At 72.8% G+C, this 14,982-nt stretch carries 17 protein-coding genes; 7 read left to right on the top strand and 10 right to left on the bottom strand.

Translation table 11 applies throughout. The annotated features are described in order from the left end of the window. Positions 1-122: 122 nt before the first annotated feature. Both recG and B118_RS0104200 read right to left on the bottom strand, forming a co-directional pair. The gene (recG, locus tag B118_RS0104205; RefSeq protein ID WP_028192413.1) at positions 123-2,324 is read right to left on the bottom strand and encodes an ATP-dependent DNA helicase RecG; all 2,202 of its coding nucleotides are present in this window, start codon (positions 2,322-2,324) and stop codon (positions 123-125) included. Further along, a complete protein-coding gene (locus B118_RS0104200) occupies positions 2,321-3,946 on the bottom strand; it encodes a DAK2 domain-containing protein (protein ID WP_027645307.1) in 1,626 nt (541 codons plus the stop codon). Before B118_RS0104200 ends, recG begins: the two co-directional genes overlap by 4 nt. Before the next feature lie 228 nt (positions 3,947-4,174). On the opposite strand from B118_RS0104200, the gene rpmB reads away from it, so the two are divergent. Next, positions 4,175-4,366 carry a 50S ribosomal protein L28 gene (rpmB, locus tag B118_RS0104195; protein ID WP_026185040.1) on the top strand — a complete coding sequence of 64 codons (192 nt, stop codon included), beginning with the start codon at positions 4,175-4,177 and terminating at the stop codon, positions 4,364-4,366. 166 nt (positions 4,367-4,532) lie between these two features. On the opposite strand, the gene B118_RS0104190 is transcribed toward rpmB, so the two are convergent. Beyond that, a complete protein-coding gene (locus tag B118_RS0104190; protein WP_028192412.1) occupies positions 4,533-5,000 on the bottom strand; it encodes a GNAT family N-acetyltransferase in 468 nt (155 codons plus the stop codon). A 28-nt stretch (positions 5,001-5,028) separates the two neighbouring features. Then, positions 5,029-5,982: a thiamine-phosphate kinase gene (locus tag B118_RS0104185; RefSeq protein WP_018220753.1), complete on the bottom strand. Its 954-nt coding sequence runs from the start codon at positions 5,980-5,982 to the stop codon at positions 5,029-5,031. A gap of 96 nt (positions 5,983-6,078) precedes the next feature. On the opposite strand from B118_RS0104185, the gene B118_RS0104180 reads away from it, so the two are divergent. Beyond that, entirely contained in the window at positions 6,079-6,312 is a 234-nt protein-coding gene (locus B118_RS0104180; RefSeq protein ID WP_018218919.1) for an Lrp/AsnC ligand binding domain-containing protein, read from the top strand. Beyond that, complete coding sequence (locus B118_RS0104175) at positions 6,313-6,993, top strand: DUF3515 family protein (RefSeq protein WP_028192411.1); 681 nt, start codon at positions 6,313-6,315, stop codon at positions 6,991-6,993. A gap of 70 nt (positions 6,994-7,063) precedes the next feature. On the opposite strand, the gene B118_RS0104170 is transcribed toward B118_RS0104175, so the two are convergent. Both B118_RS0104170 and B118_RS0104165 read right to left on the bottom strand, forming a co-directional pair. Then, the gene (locus B118_RS0104170; protein ID WP_018810697.1) at positions 7,064-8,170 is read right to left on the bottom strand and encodes a D-alanine--D-alanine ligase family protein; all 1,107 of its coding nucleotides are present in this window, start codon (positions 8,168-8,170) and stop codon (positions 7,064-7,066) included. A gap of 222 nt (positions 8,171-8,392) precedes the next feature. Then, a complete protein-coding gene (locus B118_RS0104165; protein ID WP_018220756.1) occupies positions 8,393-8,668 on the bottom strand; it encodes a hypothetical protein in 276 nt (91 codons plus the stop codon). Positions 8,669-8,897: 229 nt separating this feature from the next. On the opposite strand from B118_RS0104165, the gene B118_RS0104160 reads away from it, so the two are divergent. Together B118_RS0104160 and B118_RS0104155 are read left to right on the top strand one after the other, a co-directional pair. Further along, a complete protein-coding gene (locus B118_RS0104160) occupies positions 8,898-9,743 on the top strand; it encodes a helix-turn-helix domain-containing protein (protein WP_028192410.1) in 846 nt (281 codons plus the stop codon). Positions 9,744-9,747: 4 nt separating this feature from the next. Beyond that, positions 9,748-9,948, top strand: coding sequence for a DUF397 domain-containing protein (locus tag B118_RS0104155; RefSeq protein WP_018220758.1), 201 nt, complete (start codon positions 9,748-9,750; stop codon positions 9,946-9,948). A gap of 64 nt (positions 9,949-10,012) precedes the next feature. On the opposite strand, the gene B118_RS0104150 is transcribed toward B118_RS0104155, so the two are convergent. The 4 genes from B118_RS0104150 to B118_RS0104135 form a co-directional block, all read right to left on the bottom strand. After that, entirely contained in the window at positions 10,013-11,044 is a 1,032-nt protein-coding gene (locus B118_RS0104150) for an ROK family protein (protein WP_018220759.1), read from the bottom strand. A 78-nt stretch (positions 11,045-11,122) separates the two neighbouring features. Continuing rightward, on the bottom strand, positions 11,123-12,238 hold the full coding sequence (locus B118_RS0104145; RefSeq protein WP_028192409.1) for a cystathionine gamma-lyase: 1,116 nt from the start codon (positions 12,236-12,238) through the stop codon (positions 11,123-11,125). A gap of 4 nt (positions 12,239-12,242) precedes the next feature. Continuing rightward, a complete protein-coding gene (locus tag B118_RS0104140) occupies positions 12,243-13,241 on the bottom strand; it encodes an NAD(P)H-dependent glycerol-3-phosphate dehydrogenase (protein WP_018826363.1) in 999 nt (332 codons plus the stop codon). Then, positions 13,238-13,963 (bottom strand): lysophospholipid acyltransferase family protein, encoded by a 726-nt coding sequence (locus B118_RS0104135; protein WP_028184465.1) that lies wholly within the window; start codon positions 13,961-13,963, stop codon positions 13,238-13,240. The genes B118_RS0104140 and B118_RS0104135 overlap by 4 nt, the downstream gene beginning before the upstream one ends. Positions 13,964-14,099: 136 nt before the next feature. Here B118_RS0104135 and cofC point away from each other — a divergent pair, with 136 nt between their 5' ends. Both cofC and B118_RS31540 read left to right on the top strand, forming a co-directional pair. Beyond that, positions 14,100-14,744, top strand: coding sequence for a 2-phospho-L-lactate guanylyltransferase (gene cofC / locus B118_RS0104130; RefSeq protein WP_018810695.1), 645 nt, complete (start codon positions 14,100-14,102; stop codon positions 14,742-14,744). A 10-nt stretch (positions 14,745-14,754) separates the two neighbouring features. Beyond that, positions 14,755-14,952, top strand: coding sequence for a hypothetical protein (locus B118_RS31540; RefSeq protein WP_018740399.1), 198 nt, complete (start codon positions 14,755-14,757; stop codon positions 14,950-14,952). Positions 14,953-14,982: the final 30 nt, after the last annotated feature.

Genomic DNA, 14,982 nt, shown 5'->3' with positions numbered 1-14,982 from the left:
GTCGGCCCGCCCTTCGCCGTTGCCCGGACCGATACCGTCCGGGCTTACCGAGCCGGACCCGATCCCGCCGGACCGGCCATGCCGGACCGATCCCGCTCTGGTCGCCGCCGCCCCTGGCGCGGCTAACCCTTCTCCAGGTACTCGGCGCGGTCCGCGTCCACCAGGGCCGCCACCGACGCCGCCAACGCCGGATGGCGCACCAGCTCCGGATCCTCCTCTACCAGGTTGATCGCCTCGGTCCGGGCGTCGCGGATCAGGTCCGCGTCCCGCAGCAGCGACAGCAGCCGCAGCTGCGAGCGGCGACCGGACTGGGTGGCACCGAGCACATCGCCCTCGCGGCGCTGCTCCAGATCGAGCTCGGCGAGCTTGAAACCATCCGTTGTCGACCCCACCGCGTCCAGCCGCTCCCGCGCCGGACTGCCCTCCAGCGCCTCGGTGACCAGCAGACAGAGCCCCGCCGCGGAGCCACGGCCGACCCGACCGCGCAGCTGATGCAGCTGGGACACCCCGAACCGGTCGGCGTCCAGCACGATCATCACGGTGGCGTTCGGCACGTCCACTCCGACCTCGACCACGGTGGTGGCCACCAGCACATCGAGATCACCAGCGGCGAAGGAACGCATCACCGCGTCCTTCTCCTCCGCGGGAAGTCGACCGTGCAGCACCCCGATCCGCAGCCCGTGCAGCGGCCCCTCGGCGAGCAGCGGCGCCACCTCGGTCACCGCGAGCGGTGGCCGGCGCGCGGTGTCGTCCGCCGGCGCCGCCTCCTCGTCGGCGGCGGGGCCGTCGCCGATACGTGGGCAGACCACGTACGCCTGGTGGCCGGCGGTGACCTCCTCCCGCAGCCGGCGCCACGCCCGGTCCAGGAAGGCCGGCTTCTCCGCGGCCGGAACCACGTGCGACGCGATCGGCGAACGCCCCCGCGGCAGCTGCGACAGGGTGGAGACCTCCAGGTCTCCGTAGACGGTCATGGCCACCGTACGGGGAATCGGGGTGGCCGTCATGACCAGTACGTGTGGTGGCTGCTCCGCCTTCGCCCGCAACGCGTCCCGCTGCTCGACGCCGAAGCGGTGCTGCTCGTCCACCACCACCAGCCCGAGGTCGGCGAAGTCGACGCCCTCGTACAGCAGGGCGTGTGTGCCCAGCACGATGCCGGCGGCGCCGCTACGCACCTCGCCCAGTGCCCGGCGACGAGCCGCGGCACCCAGCGACCCGGTGACCAGCTCCACCCGGGTGGCGTGCTCGGCGGCGTCCAGCTCGCCCGCCCGCCCCAGCGACCCGAGCAGGTCGAGGATGCCGCGGTGGTGCTGGGCGGCGAGCACCTCGGTCGGGGCCAGCAGGGCGGCCTGCCCACCGGCGTCCACCACCTGCAGCATCGCGCGCAGCGCGACCACCGTCTTACCGGAACCGACCTCGCCCTGGAGCAGCCGGTGCATCGGGTGGGCGGTGGCCAGGTCGGTGGCGATCTCGGTGCCGACCTCCCGCTGGCCGGCCGTCAGCTGGTACGGCAGGCGGGCGTCGAAGGCGTCTCGCAGGCCACCGTCCACTCCGGGTCGTGGTCGGGCTGGGTGGTCGGCGGCCTGCCGCTTGCGTCGCACCAGGGTGAGCTGCACCGCGAAGGCCTCGTCCCACTTGAGCCGGCGGCGGGCCCGGTAGAGCGCCTCCTTACTGGCCGGCCGGTGCACCTCGCGCAGGGCGGTGCCGAGGCCGACCAGGTTACGAGCGCTCCGCACGGTAGCCGGTACCGGATCCGCCGGTGGGTCGACAGTGTCCAGTACGACCCGCACGCACCGGGCGATCACCCACGTCGGCACCGCCGCGGCGGCCGGATAGACCGGGATCAACGCGCCCGCGAACTCCTCGACCTCCTCGCTGGCCGCCACCTCGCCCTCAGCACCGTCGCCGAGGAGCACGTACTCCGGGCCGTTGAGCTGCCGGCGGCCCCGAAACTCGGTGACCTTGCCGGCGAACAGCCCCCACCGGCCGGGGCGTAGGTCCCGCTCGCGCCAGACCTGGTTGCCGAAGAAGGTCAGGGTCAGCGCGCCCCCCGAACCGTCACCGACCGTCACCTCCAGCAGATTTCCGCGGCGCTGGCGCATCGGACGCACGGCGGTGCGCTGCACCTGGGCCAGGACGGTGACCTGCTCGCCGACATCGAGCGACCGAATGTCGGTGTGCTCACCGCGCTCGTCGTACCGGCGGGGGACGTGGTAGAGCAGATCGCCCGCGGTGTGCAGGTCAAGGTGGGCGGCGAGCGCCTTGGCCGTCTTCGCCCCGACCAGCTTGCCCAACGGGGTGTCGACAGTGGCCTGGTCGGAGGTCATTCGACCCCCACCAGGAGCGGGTGGTGCGGCTGCCCGCCCAGGTACACCTGCGCCTCGACGAACGGCCAGGAGCGAACCACGTGCTCGCGGACCGCCTCGGCCAGGCCGGCGGGGGCGTCCGCCCCAACCAGCAGGGTCACCAGCTCGCCACCGCCGCCGAGCATCCGGTCGACCACAGCGGTGCAGGTGTCGAGCAGGTCCGCCCCGATGAGGTGTACCTCGCCGTCGACCAGGGCGAGCACGTCCCCCGGCCGGCAGGGACCGGCGACCGTCAGGGCCGCCCGGCTGGCGTAGCAGACCTCCGCGTACCGGCAGGCGCCGGCGGCCTCGGCCATCGCGATCACGTCGTCCTCGAAGGGCCGACCCGGGTCCCGGACGGCGAGCGCGGCGAGCGCCTGCACCGGCGACCGGGTCGGGACCACGCTGACCCTGACGCCGAGTTCGTACGCCGCTCGGGTCACGTCGTTCGCCATCGCCTGGGTGTCCGCGTCGTTGGGCAGCACCACGACGTGGGCCGCGCCAGTGGCGCGGACGGCGGTCAACAGCTCATCGGTGGAGAAGACGCCCTCCAGCACCGTCGCCTCCGCCGCGGTGCAGAGCTCGACGATGCCAACCCCGGTGGCCACCACCACCGCCGCCCGGCGGTCCGGCGCCGGGTCGGGCCCCGGCGACGCGGGCGGCCGGGGCGGATCGGCGAAGCGGGTCACCGCGATCCGGTGCGGACGACCAGCGACCACTCCCGCCTCGATTGCCGCGCCGACATCGTCCACGTGCACGTGGACGTTCCAGGTGCCGCCGGAGACCGCGCCGTCGCCGACGACCGCCAGCGAGTCGCCCAGAGCGCCGAGCTCCTCGCGTAGCCGGGCCACGGCCGCCGGTTCGGCGTCGAGCAGGTACTGCACCTCGTAGGCGTACGTCGACCCGCTGCGCTCGCGGGAATCGTCGGCTGGCGGGTGGGGCGAGCGGCCGGTGAGCTCCGGACGCGCCGGACGCTCCCCGGTGACCACCTCGACCAGGGCGTCGAGTAGCAGACAGAGGCCCCGCCCACCGGCGTCAACCACCCGCGCGCGGGCCAGCGCCGGTAGCTGCTGGGGCGTTCGGCCGAGGGCTTGGGCGGCCTCGTCGGCCGCGGCCCGGACCACGGTGCCCAGCTCGTCCCGGCCGGCCCGCTCGGCGGCGCGTGCCGCGGCGGCGGCCACGCTGAGCAGCGTCCCCTCGACCGGAGCGGCGACGGCGGCGTAGGCGGCGGTGGCGGCGGCGCGCAGGGCGGCGGCCAGCGCCCGGCCCCGCACCACCGGGACCGCGGCCAGCGCGTCCGCGAAGCCACGCAGGATCTGCGCCAGGATCACTCCCGAGTTGCCCCGGGCCCCGAGCAGCGCACCCCGCGCCATCAGCCGGAGCGCCTGCCCGTGCGGGGTGCGCCCGTCGTCGGGCAGCTTGTCCAGCTCCATCGCCAACGCCTGCTGCGCCGAGGTGAGGGTGAGGACCAGGTTGGTGCCGGTATCACGGTCGGGCACCGGGTAGACATTGAGGTGGTCGATCTCGCCCTGGTGGCGTTTCAGCGCGACCAGCCCACCCGCGCACCAACGGCGGACCGCGGCGGCATCGAGGGTGTCCAGCACGGTGAGTAGCCTACTGGCGCCCTCCGACCCGCGTCTGGCCCGGCGGCGCGCGCCGGGCGTGTCCGCGCAACGCCGGACGGGTCCCGCCCAGGCCGGGGCGGTCTGCCCAGGGCCGGGGCGGAACGGAGGGGGGTTGGGCATCGCGAGCAGGCATCGGGTAACCTGACCGGGTTGCCCGGGCAGCGCCTGGTGACGACCTCATGAACGGATCAATCCCAGGAGTATCCCGTGGCTAGCGTGTGCGACGTCTGTGGTAAGGGGCCGGGCTTCGGCCACAACGTGTCCCACTCGCACCGGCGGACCAACCGCCGCTGGAACCCGAACATCCAGTCCGTGCGTACCCCGGCCGGTGGTGGCACCACCAAGAAGCTGAAGGCCTGCACGTCCTGCATCAAGGCCGGCAAGGTCACCCGCGCCTGACGCGGTAGCCCAGCCAGACGCGCCGGCGGACCCTGACGGGTCCGCCGGTTTCGCGTTGTTGGGCCCCGCGCACCGGCTGAGCGGAGCCTGGGGCGGCATGCCCGCCGAGCGGGGCCGGTCGTCCGCTGAGCGGAGCCTGGGGGCGGCCGCCGAGCGGAGCGCGGATTCAGAGGGCCCGGCCGAACGAGACGCAGCCCGGGGCATCCTTGTAGAAGCCAAAGTTCGGGATCCGCGCGTAGCCGGATGAACGGTACAGCGCGAGCGCCTCGGGTTGCCGGTCGCCGCACTCCAGGACGATCCGCTGCCGGCCCTGCTCACGCGCGGACTGTTCCACCGCCGCCAGCATGACTCGGGCCACGCCCCGCCCCCGGACGTGCGGTGTCACGTACATCCGCTTCAGCTCGGCTGTCTCGACCGACCCGTCGTGGCTACGCCAGCCGCCACAGGCCACGGACTCGCCATCGAGCTCGGCGACGAGGAAGGTCCCGGCGGGCGGCTCGAACTCGGCCGCGTCCACCGGGGTCTCGTCGCCGCTGCCGCCGTATCGCACGCCCAGGTCGGCGAGGGCGGCCTTGATCAGCCGCTGTGCCGTCGGCGAGTCGAATCGGGTGAGGTAGATCTGCAGGTTCTGCACCAGTGCAGGGTACGACCGTCCGGTGCGCCTACCGGAAGTGGTCCCAGCCGGCGGAGCCCTCCCACTGCCGCTGGTCGACGGTCACCCCGGCGCCAGCGGTGACCGCGCCGATCGGCTGCCAACCCGCCGGCAACACCGCCGTCGGGGGGAAGGTCGCCGCGAGGGCGTGATCGTCCCCGCCGGTCAACAGCCAGGTGTACGGATCGACGCCGAGCGCCTGGGCCGCATCGCGCATCTGCCGGGGCACCGCGAAGGCGTCCCGCCGCACGTCCACCGCCACCCCGCTCGCCTGGGCCACATGCCCCAGGTCGGCGAGGAGCCCATCCGAAACATCGATCATCGCGGTCGCCCCGGCGGCGGCCGCGGCCGGTCCGGCCGGGTACGGCACCTCGGGTCGTCGGTACGCCTCGACCAGCAGCCGCGGGGTCCGGAAGCCGCGGGACAGGACGGTGAGGCCGGCTGCCGCGTACCCGGTCCGACCGGCGAGCGCCAGGACGTCACCGGGCTGGGCCCCGGCCCGGGTCACCGGTGCCCGGCCGCCGAGATCACCGAGTGCGGTCACCGCGATGGTCAGGGTGGGACTCGCCGATATGTCCCCGCCCACCACGCTGGCCCCCACGATGGTGGCCTCCGCGGCCAGGCCGTCGGCCAACTCCTCCGCCCACCCGGGCGGCAGCTCCGGTGGCATGCAGAGGGCGACCAGCAGGGCGGTCGATCGCGCACCCATCGCCGCGATGTCGGCGAGGTTCGCCGCGGCTGCCCGGTGGCCGATGTCCTGCGCCGCGGACCAGTCCCGGCGGAAATGCCGCCCCTCGACCAGCACATCGGTGCAGGCGACGACCCGGGCGTCCGCGGCGGCCACCACCGCCGCGTCGTCCCCGGGGCCGAGCAGGACGGTTGGTCCGTAGGACAACCGAGCGGTGACCCGGTCGATCAGACCGAACTCACCCAGCCCCGAAACGCCGTTGCCGCGTTCGCTCACCGCTTCTCCTTCTCCGCCGATCGGAATTCGGCCTGGTCGGTAGGGTATTTTCTCCCTTCAGGCCGCGCATCCGGCGGCGACGGAGGGAGGTCGAACGTGGTACAGGCGTACATACTCATCCAGACAGAGGTCGGCCAGGCGCGTGACGTGGCCGGTCAGATCGCGAAGATTACCGGCGTTGTCCGCGTCGACGCCGTCACCGGGCCCTACGACGTGGTGCTGCTCTGCGAAGCGCCGACCGTGGACGAACTCGGCGACCTCATCGTCAGCAAGGTGCAGATGGTGCCTGGAATCACCCGCACCCTCACCTGTTCGGTGGTGCGTCTCTAAGTGAGCAAGCTGCCCGACTCATCCGAAACCACCACCGCCCCCGACGCCGCGCCCGCCCTCGGAGACGACACCGCCGCCCGCCCGGCGGCCACCGACGGGTCTCCGGAGGGCGGCCGGGACCGCTCCAACCGCGGCGCGGCCCTGATCGCGACGGCGGTCGCGCTCCCGGCCACCGTGCTGGCCGGCGTCCTGGCGTTCAACCAGTTCGCCCCGGATCAGCCGGAATCCGAGCCGAGTGCGTCGGCGACGGCTCCCGCGCCGCTCGCAACCACCCCGGTGGAGATGGCCGCTCCGGCTCTGGCCGAGCGCCCCGCCACCGTCTGCCGGGCCCTGCTCTCCCAGCTTCCGCCGGCGATCCGGGAGTTGCCGCAGCGTCCGGTCACCGCCGGCCCCGAGCAGAACGCCGCGTACGGTGACCCAGCCCTCACCGTGGCCTGCGGCGGCGCAGCGCCGACCGTCGCCGACACCGACAAGCTCTGGTTGGTCAACCGGGTCTGCTGGTACGGCAGCGAGGCGGCGGGCAGCACCGTGCTGAGCACCGTCGACCGGGAGACGACGGTCACGGTCCGGGTGCCCGACGATTACGACCAGCCGCTCCAGTGGGTCTCCCCCATCTCGGAGACGATCATCGCTACGGTCCCCTCCGTTGCCGACGCCCCGACGGGCTGCCGCCCCGCGTAGACCCCGTCACCGGGCCGCCGCCGCGACCGGACCTGCCGGACCGGCCGCCAACGGGCGGCGGCGAGGCGACTCAGCGCAGCCCGGTCCCACGGTGCAGGGCGGTCCGGACGAGGCGGTTGATCAGCTTCGGGTACTCCAGGCCGGCGGCCGCCCACATCCGCGGGAACATCGACGACGGAGTGAAGCCGGGCATCGTGTTGACCTCGTTGAGGTAGACATCCAGCTCGGGGGTGATGAAGAAGTCAGCCCGAGCCAGCCCGGCGCAGTCGAGCGCGGTGAAGGCGCGGACCGCGTACTCCTGGACCTGACGGGTGACCCGCTCCGGTAGGTCGGCGGGGATGTCGTACTCCGAGGCGAGATCAGCGTCGATGTACTTCGCCTCGAAGTCGTAGAAGTCTTGCTCCCCGACCACCCGGATCTCGGCGAGCACGGAGGCTTCCGGCGTCCCGCCGGCCTCGCCCTCCAACACGCCACATTCGACCTCACGGCCAACGACAGCACCCTCGACGAGGACCTTGGAATCGATCTTCCGGGCGGTGGCGACCGCGTCGTCCAACTCCGCCCAGTCGCTGATCTTGGTGATCCCGAAGGATGAGCCGGCCCGGGAGGGCTTGACGAAGACCGGCAGGCCGAGGCGCTGCTTGTCCCGCTCGGTCAGGGTCATGCCGCTGCGCAGCACCGCGTACGGGCCGACCGGAATCCCCTCAGCGGCGCAGAGCTTCTTGGTGAACTCCTTGTCCATGGCGGCGGCGGAGGCGAAGACGTTCGCCCCGACGTACGGGAGGCCGGCCATCTCCAGCATCCCCTGGATAGTGCCGTCCTCCCCGTACGCTCCATGCAGGACCGGAAACACCACGTCCACGTCGGCGAGGGCCCGGGGGCCCGCGGTCGCGTCGAGTACCAGCAGCCCCTGGCTACTCGGGTCGGCGTTCAGCATGACGGCGTCCCCGCTCTCGGCGGTGATCTCCGGCAACTGCCGGGCACTGATCTCAAACTGACCCGGATCGCCTCCGGTCAACACCCACTGGCCGGCGCGGCTGATCCCTACCGGCACGACCTCGTATTCGTCGGGGTCAAGCGCCGCCAGCACGCTGCCGGCGCTGAGACAGGAAATGCCGTGCTCCGGGCTACGCCCGCCGAACACGACCGCCACGCGGGTCTTGCCTGGGGTGGTCACTGGCCCTCACCTCTCCGTCGGCTCGCCGCATCTGCCGGGGCGCTCACCTTGGTGACCTTACTGTGCGTGGTGAACGTCGGCGGGCGATACCCCGTTGAGAGCGCGAGGGCTTGGTAACAAGGCGACCCCACAATACGGTGGGTAACCGAATTTTGGGATGTATAGGTTTAGTCGGGCAGGAAGGAGACGGTCCGGTTGTTTCCGGAAGCCCGGGGGCGTCGACTACCCCCCAGTGCGCCGCCGGCCGGTCGCGATCAGCTTGACCCGCTGCCGACCCGCCCGCACCATGCCCAGCGCCATGAACGCTCCCGCGATGCGCTCGGCCGCCTCACGGCTACTCGCGCCCACCACCTGCCGCCGCCGCTCCGGGCTGGCCCGCTCGTCCCGGTCGCGGTCCTGGGAGCGCACATCGGTGAGCACCACCAGGAATCGGGTCAGCGCCACCTGGCCGGACTCGGTGGCGTCGCGGCCCTGTCGGGGCAGCCGGGCAGTTCGCATGTCGAGTCCCTCCGGACGGCGAGCCATCGGGGCAGCACGCGGCAATCGGGTCCGGGGGAGGGAACCCGACCACCGCGCGCCTCATCCCTCCGAGTCGCTCGCCACCACCGTCGCCACGACAACCGCCAGCGAGGACCTGATAACAGAGTGACACTGCGACAGCCGTGAATGCAACTCTCACCCGCGTTCTCTCATTTACCACCTCCCAAATATGTGCAAGGATCGATACATGGCCCCGAAAACCGCCCGTGCCCGCCGGCTGGGCATCGCTCTGCGCACGCACCGGGAGGCCGCCGGCCTCACCCTGGAGTCCGCAGCGGACGAAATCAGCAGCACCCGCAGCACCCTGTCCCGCTACGAGAACGCGCAGACGCTGGTGAGCCCGGCGGTCGTCCGCGCGCTCCTCACCCTCTACGGTGTCGCGCCAGACGAGATCGCGGCAGCGGCACAACTCGCCAAGGACGCACGCAAGCCCGGTTGGTGGGTCTCCTACTCGTACCTTCTCGACCGGCGCACCATCGACTTCATCGCGCTGGAGGCCGAGGCCACCGGAATCGCCAACTTCGAGCCCTCCGTGGTGCCCGGCCTGCTCCAGACCGCCGACTACATCCGCGGCGTGATGCGGGGCGGCCCACACACCCTGATCGATGACGAGGTCGAGCAGCGGGTCCAGCTTCGGCTCGACCGGCAGCAGCGACTCACCGCACCGCACCCGCCGATCCTCGACGCCATCATCGACGAAGGCGCCCTACTCCGACCGGTCGGCGACCGGACGGTGATGGCGGCGCAACTGGGCCACCTGCTGAAGGCAAGCGAGTTGCCCAACGTCACCGTCCAGGTGATCCCACTGGCCGCCGGCTACCACCGTGGCACCCGCGGCTCACTACACATCCTGGAGTTCGCGGACCCCGAAGACCCCGTCATCGCCTCGGTGGAGACAGTCGCCGGCCAGATGGTCCTCGACCGCCCCGGCGACCTCCGCACCTGCACCAAAATCATGGAGCACCTACGGAGCGTGGCCCTCAGCCCGGCAGACAGCCGGGACCAGCTTCGGCACCTCATGGAGGGACGGTAGGACGATGACCCCGACGTTCGGCCCGGAGCTGACCCGGGCCCACTGGCGCACCAGCAGCCACAGCGGAGACGAGGGGGCGTGCGTCGAGATCGCGACGCTGCCGCAGGTGGTGGGCGTGCGCGACTCGAAGGACCGCACCGGCCCGGCGCTGCTCTTCACCCCCGCAGCCTGGACGACCTTCACCGCCGCGCCACCACGCCGATGACCGGTCGGGCGGCGGTACTGGTCCCACCGTCGCCCGACCACCGGTAGTCAAGCCCGGGCACCCGTCATCGCCCCGGCGCCGACCACCCCCGCAGCGCCGCGAGGGCCACCCCCCGGGCCCCGGCCATGTCCCGCTCCGGCACCAGCGCAAATGTCGCCACCGCCGCCTGCTCCTTCCGCAGCACGGTGTGCTCGCGGACAGTGGCGAGGAACCAGTCGCGAAACTCCGGGGCCGCCTCCACCACGCCCCCGCCGACGAAGTAGGCGTGCGGGTCAGCCAGATTCGCCACGAGGGTGAACAGCCGGCCGATCGCCTTCGCCTGCTGGGTGAAGATCTCCCGGGCCAGTGGGTCGCCCCGCTCGCCAAGCCCACGGACCAGCTTCGCGGCCCGCGCCAGCGGCTGCGCGGTCAGCGGATGCCCGGGGAATCGGGTCAGCCAGTACGGCAGCAGGTTACGGGCGATCCCGGTCAGCGACGCGACGCTCTCCGCGTCCCCGACGAACCCACAGCCGCAGACCGGATCCGGCTGACCGGGGCCAAGCAGGCCGGTCAGCGGTAGCGGTACGTGCCCCAACTCACCCGCCATGCCGGCCGCACCGGCGATCACCCGCCCGCCGTCGACCAGCCCACCACCGAGCCCGGTACCGACCACCACGGAGGCCGAGGAGCGACGCGCCGCATCCGCGCCAAAGTACGAGTGGTGCGCGTACAGGGCGGCGGCGTTGCCGTCGTTGAGATACACCACCGGCAGGCCGAGCCGCCGCTCAAGTGCACCCCGCACGTCGTAACCCCGCCACTGTGGCTGGGAGAAGTTGGTCGAACCACGCGAGGAGATCACCCCGACGGCGCTGGCCGGTCCGGGGGTGTCCAGCCCCACCGCCCGGACCAGATCCCGAGCTACCCCGGCCGACGCCAATGCCCCGGCAAAGGCGCCCGCGAGAGCCTCGATCGCCGCCTGCGGACCGGCCTGGACCTCGCTCGGGCTCTCCAGCAACCCGTCCACAAGGAAGCGTCCATCCACCGTCAGAACGGTGGCGTTGTTGCTGGTGCCGCCGTTGTCCAAACCAACGACCACCGGCGTTGCCGCGCTGCCCACGTCTGCCCTCCCGCTCCGGAGACGATGACGTGAGGCTAGTTCCCACGCCGGTGACCCGCCATGGGGAACCGGCGGCGGTCAGCAGTTGACGACCCGCAGCGCTGCGGCCACGTCGGCAACCAGGTCGGCGGTGTCCTCGACACCGCAGGAGAGCCGGACGAAGCCGGGTGGGGTGTCGTCCCCCCATTGGGCCCGCCGGTCAGCCGTGGTGTGCAGCCCGCCGAACGAGGTGGCCGCCGCCACCAGCCGAGCCGCGGCGACGAAGCGCGCGACCCGGTCGGCGTCGCCGAGATCAAACGAGAGCACCCCCGGCATCCGGCGCAGCTGCGCCACGGCGACCGGGTAGGCCGGGTCCTCCGGTCGGCCCGGCCAGCGCAGCCCGGTCACCCCCGGTTGCTCAGCCAACAACCCGGCGAGGGCCGCCGCGTTCGCGGTCTGCCGGGCCAGCCGCAGGTCGAGGGTGGCCAGGGATCGGTGTGCCAGCCAGGCGTCGAAGGCGCCCGGGACCGCGCCGGTCTGGTCCCGCCACCGGGTCACCGCCGCGAGTAGCTCGGCTGACCGGGTGCCGACATACCCGAGCAGCAGGTCCGAGTGGCCGGTGAGCGCCTTCGTGCCCGAGGCCACCACCAGGTCGGCGCCGAGTTCCAACGGACGCAGCCCGAGCGGGGTCGCGGTGGTGTTGTCCACCACCAACAGGGCCCCCGCCGCCCGCGCCCGCGCCGCCAACGCGGGCAGGTCCACGACGTCCAGGCCCGGGTTGGCCGGGGACTCCACCAACACCAGACGTACGCCGGTGAGCTCCGGATACGGCCCGGCGGTCGGCGCGAGGAGTACCCGTACCCCGATGCCGGCCAGGGTCTCGGTGGCGAACGCCCGCACCGGAAAGTAGCCGTCGGCAGGGAGCAGCACCGTGTCGCCGGGACGCAACGCACTCAGCAGCAGCCCGGTGATCGCCGCCTGGCCGCTGGCGAAGACCCGACAGTCGGCCCCCTCCAGCTCACCGATCGCCGCCTCCAGCCGCCGCCGGGTCGGATTGTCCGTCCGACCGTAGCCGTTCGGCGTGCCCGCCGGACCGGCCGCCGGATCGAGGTGGTACGGCGCGGCAAAGACCGGACCGGGCAGGAACGGATCCCCGGGTACCGGCTCCGGCAGCCCAGCACGGACACAGCGGGTTCCGTCGCGGTCGCCTGGCATCGCCTCACTCCGGCTTCGTCGTACGGCTCATCAGCGCCGCGACCGCACGTCGTGGGTCCCCGCCCTCGTGGCAGACCAGCTCGACCTGCTCGGTGATCGGCATCTCGATCTGGTGTGCTCGGGCCAGATCCCGGATGGCCAGCGCGCTCTTGACCCCCTCGGCGGTCTGCCGGGTGGCGATCCGGGCCTCCTCCAGGGTCGCCCCCCGGCCGAGGTGCTCGCCGAAGGTGCGGTTGCGAGCTGACGGGGAGGAGCAGGACGCGACCAGATCGCCCATACCGGCGAGGCCGGCGAAGGTCAGCGGGTCGGCGCCGAGCGCTACCCCGAGCCGGGCGGTCTCGGCCAGCCCGCGGGTGACCAGCATCGCCCTGGTGTTGTGGCCGAAGCCCATCGCGGTGGCGATCCCGTACGCGAGAGCGATGACGTTCTTGACCGCGCCCCCCAACTCGCAGCCGATCACGTCGTCGTTGGTGTACGGGCGGAAGTACGGGGTGGTGATCGACCGCTGCACGAGGGTGGCCCGGTCAACGTCGGGGCAGGCGACGACGGTGGCGGCGGGCTGCTCGGCGGCGATCTCGGGCGCCAGGTTCGGCCCGGAGACCACGACCACCCGGTCGGCGGGGACGCGGGCAGTCTCCATGACCACCTCGCTCATCCGCTTGGTGGTGCCGAGTTCGATCCCCTTCATCAGGGAGACCAGCGTGGCGTCGCGGTGCAGGTACGGGAGCCACTCGGCGAGGTTGCCGCGCAGTGTCTGCGACGGGACCGCCAGCACCACCAGCTCAGCGCCCGTGATCGCCGCCCCGGCGTCACCGGTGGCCGTCACCCGCTCCGGCAGGACCAGACCCGGCAGGTACTCCGGGTTACTCCGCTCGGCCCGCAGGGCCGCCACGACCGACTGTCGCCGGGCCCAGAGGGTGACCTCCCGGCCCGCGTCACCGAGGATCTTGGCGAAGGCTGTCCCCCAGGACCCGGCCCCCAACACGGCGACGTGCCCGCTCATGCCGCCGCTCCCGGGCGTTCGGGGCGGTGGGGGCGTTCCCAGAGCGCCGGCGGGTCGGCCTGCCGGACCTCGGCCAGCAGATCGCGCAGACGCAGCATGATGACCTCGGTCATCTCCTCAAGCACCGCCTTCGTCGGAGGGACGCCGGCCCACCGGTCCAGGTCGACCGGGGGCCCGGCGACGACGGTCACCGGAATTCGGGGACGCGGGTTCAGCCGGGCGGTCCGGGGATCGAACATCCGCTCGGGCCCCCACATCGCCACCGGAATGACCGGGGCGCCGGTGGCCAGGGCGAGCCGCGCCGCTCCGGTCTTGGCCTTCATCGGCCACAGCTCGGGTTCCCGGGTCGTGGTCCCCTCCGGGTAGATCACCACCGCACCGCCGCTGTTCACCACCTCGACCAGGCGGTCCAGCGACTGCACCGCGGCCGTGGTGCCGCGCTCGACCGGGATCTGCCAGCAGCGGCGCAGGATCAGGCCGACCAGCGGAATTCGAAACAAGCTGGCCTTGCCGAGGAACCGCGGCCAACGTCCGGAGTCGTAGATGAAGTGCGCGGCGACCAGCGGATCGGCGTGCGAGATGTGGTTCGGCACGAGGATCATCCCGCCGGAGCGACCCAGGTGTTCCATGCCGCGCCAACTCCGCCGCGTCCAGATCGTCATCACGGATTTGACCAGCACCACAGCGAACCGTGGCCAGAACCCGATCCTGCGCCGCGCCACCCACGCCTCCTTCTACCGCCACCGTCCGGCCCGCCGGTACGCCCCACCCGGTTCAACGCCCGCGAGGTGAAATCATGCCTGCTCGCCCCGGGTCCGGCCAGTGAGGGTACCGGCACCGGGCTGGCAGGATGGCGGGGTGACCCAGGTGTGGACCGTGGTGGTGCCGGTGAAGCGGCTGGACGCGGCGAAGAGCCGGCTCCGCGGCGCGCTGCCAGGCCAGCCCCACGAGGCGTTGGCGCTGGCGTTGGCGGTCGACACGATCGAGGCGGTACGGGCCTGTCCGGTGGTTGCCGGGGTGTTGGTGGTGACAGACGATCCGGCGGTGACGGCGGCGGCCGGGGCGGCCGGCGCCCGGGTGGTGCCCGACCACCCCACCGGCGGGCTCAACCCCGCCTTCCGCCACGGCGCGGCAGTCGCCGGGGCCGGCTGGGTCGCGGGCCTCACCGCGGACCTGCCCGCGCTACGCCCGGTCGAGTTGGCGGCCGCCCTGTCGGCGGCGCGGTCCGGCCCCACGGCCCGCCGGTACGTACCCGACGCCCCCGGCACCGGCACCGTGCTGCTGGCCGCGCCGCCCGGCGTGCCGCTGGACCCCCGCTTCGGGGGCGGCTCCGCGGCCGCGCATGCGGCCAGTGGTGCACTTCCCCTGCTCGGCGCCGGGCCGAGCCTGCGACGGGATGTCGACACCGCCGCCGACCTGGCCGCGGCCACCCGGCTCGGGCTGGGGGCGCGCACCGCGTCGCTGTGTGGCACGGCCGCCCCCACCGTCGGTCGGCCGGTGTAGCCTGCCGGTCATGCAGGGCACGGTGGCCACCTATGACGCGACGACCCGCAGCGGCGTGCTCCTCCTCGACGACGGCACCGAGCTGGCGTTTCCGGCTCCGGCCTTCGACGCCTCCGGCCTGCGGCTGCTCCGCCTCGGCCAACGGTTGCGGGTGGAGACCGACGGGGCGGGAACCGTGATTCGCGTGACGTTGCCGACGATGAGCTGAGCAACCCGGCCAAGTTCATTTGGCGTTAAC

It is taken from the genome of Salinispora pacifica CNR114 (assembly GCF_000514775.1).
Lineage (GTDB): Bacteria > Actinomycetota > Actinomycetes > Mycobacteriales > Micromonosporaceae > Micromonospora > Micromonospora pacifica.
The sequence above is the reverse complement of the archived record's forward strand: the minus strand, read 5'-3'. Positions and strand labels throughout refer to the sequence as shown.

What these genes read in the sequence shown, in the direction of transcription:
- recG (WP_028192413.1), bottom strand. Translation starts at nt 2,324, where the DNA reads ATGACCTCCGACCAGGCCACTGTCGACACCCCGTTGGGCAAGCTGGTC.
- B118_RS0104165 (WP_018220756.1), bottom strand. Translation starts at nt 8,668, where the DNA reads ATGCGAACTGCCCGGCTGCCCCGACAGGGCCGCGACGCCACCGAGTCC.
- B118_RS0104160 (WP_028192410.1), top strand. Translation starts at nt 8,898, where the DNA reads ATGGCCCCGAAAACCGCCCGTGCCCGCCGGCTGGGCATCGCTCTGCGC.
- B118_RS0104155 (WP_018220758.1), top strand. Translation starts at nt 9,748, where the DNA reads ATGACCCCGACGTTCGGCCCGGAGCTGACCCGGGCCCACTGGCGCACC.
- B118_RS0104145 (WP_028192409.1), bottom strand. Translation starts at nt 12,238, where the DNA reads ATGCCAGGCGACCGCGACGGAACCCGCTGTGTCCGTGCTGGGCTGCCG.
- B118_RS0104140 (WP_018826363.1), bottom strand. Translation starts at nt 13,241, where the DNA reads ATGAGCGGGCACGTCGCCGTGTTGGGGGCCGGGTCCTGGGGGACAGCC.
- B118_RS31540 (WP_018740399.1), top strand. Translation starts at nt 14,755, where the DNA reads ATGCAGGGCACGGTGGCCACCTATGACGCGACGACCCGCAGCGGCGTG.